Annotated in this window: 1 protein-coding gene; it reads left to right on the top strand. The window is 72.3% G+C overall.

Annotated features, from left to right (window positions below; all coding sequences use genetic code 11):
* On the top strand, window positions 1–5,230 hold a 5,230-nt coding region (locus MJ783_RS21265), incomplete at both ends, for a type I polyketide synthase (protein WP_239313172.1).

The raw sequence follows: 5,230 nt of genomic DNA, 5'->3' as shown, positions 1-5,230 counted from the left end.
GTAGCCGAAGGGCTTTCCTACCATCCACCGCGGATACCGGTCGTCTCCAACCTGACCGGTGGCATCGCCGGCCCCGAGGAGCTCGGCAGCGCCGAATACTGGGTGCGCCACGTCCGTCACACGGTCCGGTTCGCCGACGTCGTCCGCCAGCTGGAAACCGCCGGTGTCACCACATACCTCGAACTCGGCCCGGACGGCGTACTCACCGCCATGGCGCGGGAAACACTCGCCGGACAATCCGGCGGTACCGACGCCGCGGCGCCGGTGCTCGCGCCGGTACTGCACCGCGGCCGCCCGGAACCCGGCACGCTCCTCACCGCGCTGGCCCACGCCTTCGCCCACGGCATCGCCGTGGACTGGCACGCGCTGTTCTCCAGCCTGAACCCGCGGCGGGTGGAACTGCCGACGTACGCCTTCCAGCGCCAGCGGTTCTGGATCGACCCGTCACCGGCGACCGGGGACCTCTCCGCGTTCGGTCTGGGGCCGGCTGGGCATCCGCTGCTCGGCGCGGCGGTAGCTCTGGCCGACGTCGACGGGTTCCTGTTCACGGGACGCCTGTCGCTGCGGACACATCCATGGCTGGCTGATCATGTTGTGCACGGGGCGGTCGTGGTTCCAGGTACGGCATTCGTAGAACTGGCGATCCGCGCCGGTGACGAGGTCAGCTACGACACCCTGGAAGAGCTGATCATCGAATCGCCGCTGATCCTGCCGGAACACGGCGGGGTGCAGGTGCAGGTGGCCGTGGGAGCGCCGGAGCAGCAGGCGGGCCGACGCCCGGTCACCGTGTACTCGCGGCCGCAGGACGCCACCGCGGACACCGACTGGACCCGGCACGCCGGTGGGTTCCTCGGCACCGGCGCGGCAGAGGCATCCTCCGCTCTGAATGAATGGCCTCCGCAGGGCGCGGACCCGGTCGACGTCGGGGAGATCTACCAGAATCTGGCAACGGCGGGCCTGCCGTACGGGCCGCTGTTCCAGGGGCTGCGCGCCGCGTGGCGACGCGACCGGGAAATCTTCGCCGAGGTCGCTCTTCCCGACGAGCTGCAGGCTGACGCCGCCTCCTTCGGCGTGCATCCGGCACTGCTCGACGCCGCCCTGCACGCCGCCGCCGCCGGATCGCATGACACTCCGGCGGGATCCAGTCGGCTGCCGTTCGCATGGACGGATGTGCGCCTGTACTCCTCCGGCGCGTCGGCGTTGCGGGTACGGCTGTCCGACGCCGGTTCCGAGGCCTTCTCCGTTCAGGCGGCCGACGGAACCGGCGCACCGGTGATCTCCATCGGGTCGTTGCTGTCACGGCCTGTCTCAGCCGGCCAGCTGGGCGCCGCGCGCACGGCACGTCAGGACTCGCTGTTCCGCCTCGACTGGGCGACGGTGGCCGTGGCCGTGGCCGTGGCCGCCCAACCGTTGCGGCCGGTGTGGGCTGTCGTCGAAGACGATGCACAGGCGCTGCGCACTGTGCTACGGGACGCCGGTGCCGAGACGAGGGTCCTCGCCGGCCTCGCTGCGGCTTTGGAGCCGGCTGAACCCGCACCCGCGCTGGTCTTCGTATCGGGCCTCCCGCCGTCGCGCCCAGACAATGTCGAAAGCCCGGATGTCGCGCGGGCGGCGCACGCTACGACGCACCAGGTGCTCGCCCGGGTACAGGAATGGCTCGCTCACCCCGGCCGTGAGTCGTCGCGCCTCGTCGTCGTCACCAACCGCGCGGTAGCCGTCGGCAACGAGACGCCCGATCTCGCGGCCGCCCCCGTCTGGGGCCTGGTCCGTTCGGCCCAGTCCGAACATCCTGGCCGGATCATCCTGCTCGACATCGACGATGACGAGCGGTCCATCCGAGCGCTACCGGCCGCGCTGGCCACGGCCGGCGACAGCGACGAACCACAGCTCGCGGTCCGCGCTGGCGCCGTGCACGTGCCGCGGCTGGCCCGGGTACCCGCCCTCAGCGCCACCACCGCAGCCACCGCCAAGAGCGACAGTCACCACACCGACGACAGTGGTGACCCTGGCAGCGAGCACCTCGACGGGACGCCCTGGGAGCCCACGGGCACGGTACTGATCACCGGTGGTACCGGGGCGCTGGGCGCCGCGCTCGCGCGGCATCTGGTCACCGAGCACGGTGTCCGTCATCTGCTTCTGACCAGCAGACGGGGTGCCGACGCCCCCGGTGCCGGCGAGCTGCACGCCGAACTCACCGGGCTCGGCGCGGCAGTCACCATCCGCGCCGGCGACGCCGCCGACCGCGCATCCCTCACCGGCATCCTCGCCACGATCCCCGCCGGCCATCCCCTGACCGCGGTCATCCACACCGCTGGCGTGATCGACGACGGTGTCGTCGAATCGCTGACCCCACAACGGGTGGACGGGGTACTGCGCCCCAAGGTCGACGCGGCCTGGAACCTGCACGAACTCACCGCCGGCAGCGATCTCGCCGCGTTCGTGCTGTTCTCCTCTGCCGCCGGGATTCTCGGCAGCCCAGGCCAGGGGAACTACGCCGCGGCCAACACGTTCCTGGACGCGCTGGCCGCCTACCGCCGCGCGGGTGGGCTGCCCGCTGTCTCGCTCGCCTGGGGCCTGTGGGGCAACGCCAGCGGGATCACCGGCGACCTCACCGAAAGTGACCACGACCGGATCGCCCGCGCCGGGATCAAGCCGTTGTCCTCCGCCGAGGGCCTGGAGCTGTTCGACGCCGCGTTGCGCCTCGACCACGCGCTCCTGGCGCCGGCCCCGCTCGACCTCGCGGGCCTGCGCGCTCGCGCGGCGACGCGGACGGTGGCTCCGCTCCTGCGTGGACTGGTCCGGCCCGCGCGGCGGACCGCCCAGGCCGGGGTGGCCGTCACCGGATCGTCGTCGGTCGCGCAACGCCTCGCCGGCCTTCCGGAATCCGAACGGGACGCCTTCCTCCTCGGCCTCGTACGCACCGAGGTGGCCGCTGTTCTCGGACACGCGGACACGCGGGCGCTCAGCGCGGAACGCGCGTTCTCCGACCTCGGGCTCGACTCCCTCACCGCGATCGAACTCCGTAACCGCCTGGGCGCCGCCACCGGGCTGCGGCTGCCGTCCACCCTCACCTTCGACTATCCAACGTCGGCGGCGGTCATCACCTACCTGCGATCGGAACTGCTGGGTGCCCATGGCGCGTCGCAGGTGGCCGCCGTGGCCGCCGCGTCCGGGCCCGGGTCGGACGAGCAGATCGCGATCGTGGGGATGGCCTGCCGCTTTCCCGGCGGGGTGGACTCGCCGGAGGCGTTGTGGCGGCTGGTCGCGGCCGGCGGGGACGCGGTCTCGGCTTTCCCGACCGACCGGGGCTGGGACATCGAGGAACTGTTCGACCCGGACCCGGACCACACCGGCACGTCCTACACGCGGCACGGCGGCTTCCTGCACGGCGCCGGGGATTTCGACGCCGGATTCTTCGAGATCTCCCCACGCGAGGCATTGGCGACCGACCCGCAACAGCGCCTGTTACTGGAAACCACCTGGGAGGTGCTCGAGCGGGCCGGTATCGACCCATCCTCGCTGCGCGGGAGCAGGACCGGGGTCTTCGCCGGTGTCATGTACCACGACTATGCCCCGCGGCTGGATGAGGCGCCCGCCGCGCTTGAGGGATTCCTCGGCAACGGCAGTTCGGGCAGTGTCGCGTCGGGCCGGATCTCCTACACGTTCGGCTTCGAGGGCCCGGCGGTGACCGTGGACACGGCCTGCTCCTCGTCGTTGGTGGCCCTGCACCTGGCTGCGCAGTCGCTGCGCACGGGCGAGTCCGACCTCGCGCTGGCAGGTGGTGTGACGGTGATGTCCTCACCAGCCGCCTGGGTGGAGCTCTCGCGGCAGCGTGCCCTGTCACCGGACGGCCGGAGCAAGGCGTTCGCCGCCGCGGCCGACGGCGTTGGCTGGGGCGAGGGGGTGGGCCTGCTGCTCCTGGAACGGCTCTCCGATGCCCGCCGCCTCGGCCACCGGGTGCTGGCGGTGGTCCGGGGCTCGGCGGTCAACTCCGATGGCGCGTCCAACGGGCTGACCGCGCCGAACGGCCCGTCCCAGCAGCGCGTCATCCGCCAGGCGCTGGCCAACGCCGGGCTTTCCGGCGCCCAGGTGGACGCGGTCGAGGCGCACGGGACCGGCACCCGGCTGGGCGACCCGATCGAGGCACAGGCGTTGCTGGCCACCTACGGCCAGGACCGGCCCGGCGACCAGCCACTGTGGCTGGGATCGCTCAAGTCGAACATCGCCCACGCGCAGGCCGCCGCCGGCGCGGCCGGCGTGATCAAAATGGTGGAGGCGATGCGGCACGGCGTGCTCCCCCAGACCCTGCACGTCGACGAGCCCTCCCCGTACATCGACTGGTCAGCCGGCGCCGTACAGGTGTTGACCGACGCGCGGCCGTGGCCGCGGACCGGCCGGCCTCGGCGAGCCGGAGTGTCCTCCTTCGGGGTCAGCGGCACGAACGCGCACGTCATCCTGGAGCAGGCCCCGGCGGTCGAAACACCAGAACCGGTAGCCAGCACGGTGACGCCCGCGCCGGCGGCCCTGCCGTGGCTGATCTCTGCTAGGACACCCGAAGCGCTTCGGGCCCAGGCGGGACGGCTGGCCGCACTCGTTGAGCAGGACGGCGAACTCGTCCCGGCCGATGTCGCCTACTCGCTGGCGACGACCCGCGCGGCCTTCGAGGAACGGGCCGTCGTCATCGGCCGTGACCGGGCGGAGTTCCTTGCCGGTCTCGGCGCGCTGGCCCGCGGCGAGTCCGCGTCGAACCTGGCGCGGGGAACCGCCGACACCGCGGGGAAGATCGTGTTCGTCTTTCCCGGTCAGGGTTCCCAGTGGGCCGGCATGGCGGCCGAGCTGCTGGACCGCGCGCCGAGGTTCGCCGAGCAGATCACGGCCTGCGCGGAGGCATTGGCGCCGTTCGTGGACTGGTCGCTGCTGGACGTCCTGCGCCAGACGGCCGGGGCACCGTCGCTGGACCGGGTGGACGTCGTCCAACCGGTGCTGTGGGCGATGCTCATCTCCCTGGCCGAACTGTGGCGTTCGTTCGGCGTCGAACCCGCCGCTGTGGTGGGGCAGAGCCAGGGCGAGATCGCCGCGGCCTACATCGCCGGCGCGCTGTCGCTGGAGGACTCCGCCCGGATCATCGCCCTACGCAGCCAGATCTCCCTCGCCCTGGTCGATCACGGCAGCATGGCCGCGGTCGCGCTGCCCGGCGACGAGGTGGGCGCCCGGATCGCCCCCTGGGAGG

The organism is Protofrankia sp. Cj3 (genome assembly GCF_917627355.1).
Lineage (GTDB): Bacteria > Actinomycetota > Actinomycetes > Frankiales > Frankiaceae > Protofrankia.
This window is presented reverse-complemented; position numbering and strand designations above follow the sequence as displayed.